1 rRNA gene is annotated in these 1128 nt (G+C 56.6%); it reads right to left on the minus strand.

The window, feature by feature from the left end:
- Positions 1-1128: ribosomal RNA gene (locus tag ACF1A5_RS33850) — 23S ribosomal RNA — on the minus strand; the annotation flags it as partial.

The following is a 1128-nucleotide window of genomic DNA, read 5'->3' on the forward strand; positions in this document are numbered from 1 at the left end:
GAGCCGACATCGAGGTGCCAAACCATCCCGTCGATATGGACTCTTGGGGAAGATCAGCCTGTTATCCCCGGGGTACCTTTTATCCGTTGAGCGACGGCGCTTCCACAAGCCACCGCCGGATCACTAGTCCCGACTTTCGTCCCTGCTCGACCCGTCGGTCTCACAGTCAAGCTCCCTTGTGCACTTACACTCAACACCTGATTGCCAACCAGGCTGAGGGAACCTTTGGGCGCCTCCGTTACTCTTTAGGAGGCAACCGCCCCAGTTAAACTACCCATCAGACACTGTCCCTGATCCGGATCACGGACCCAGGTTAGACATCCAGCACGACCAGAGTGGTATTTCAACGGCGACTCCACGAACACTGGCGTGCCCGCTTCACAGTCTCCCACCTATCCTACACAAGCCGAACCGAACACCAATATCAAACTGTAGTAAAGGTCCCGGGGTCTTTCCGTCCTGCTGCGCGAAACGAGCATCTTTACTCGTAGTGCAATTTCACCGGGCCTATGGTTGAGACAGTCGAGAAGTCGTTACGCCATTCGTGCAGGTCGGAACTTACCCGACAAGGAATTTCGCTACCTTAGGATGGTTATAGTTACCACCGCCGTTTACTGGCGCTTAAGTTCTCAGCTTCGCCCCACCGAAATGGAGCTAACCGGTCCCCTTAACGTTCCAGCACCGGGCAGGCGTCAGTCCGTATACATCGCCTTACGGCTTCGCACGGACCTGTGTTTTTAGTAAACAGTCGCTTCTCGCTGGTCTCTGCGGCCACCCCCAGCTCAGAGCGCGAAGCTCATCACCGGACGTGGCCCCCCTTCTCCCGAAGTTACGGGGGCATTTTGCCGAGTTCCTTAACCATAGTTCACCCGAACGCCTCGGTATTCTCTACCTGACCACCTGAGTCGGTTTAGGGTACGGGCCGCCATGAAACTCGCTAGAGGCTTTTCTCGACAGCATAGGATCATCCACTTCACCACAATCGGCTCGGCATCAGGTCTCAGCCGTATGCAAGGCGGATTTGCCTACCTTGCGGCCTACACCCTTACCCCGGGACAACCACCGCCCGGGATGGACTACCTTCCTGCGTCACCCCATCACTCACCTACTAACCGCTTGGTCCGGCGG

The organism is Streptomyces sp. NPDC014864, from assembly GCF_043081525.1.
GTDB lineage: Bacteria > Actinomycetota > Actinomycetes > Streptomycetales > Streptomycetaceae > Streptomyces.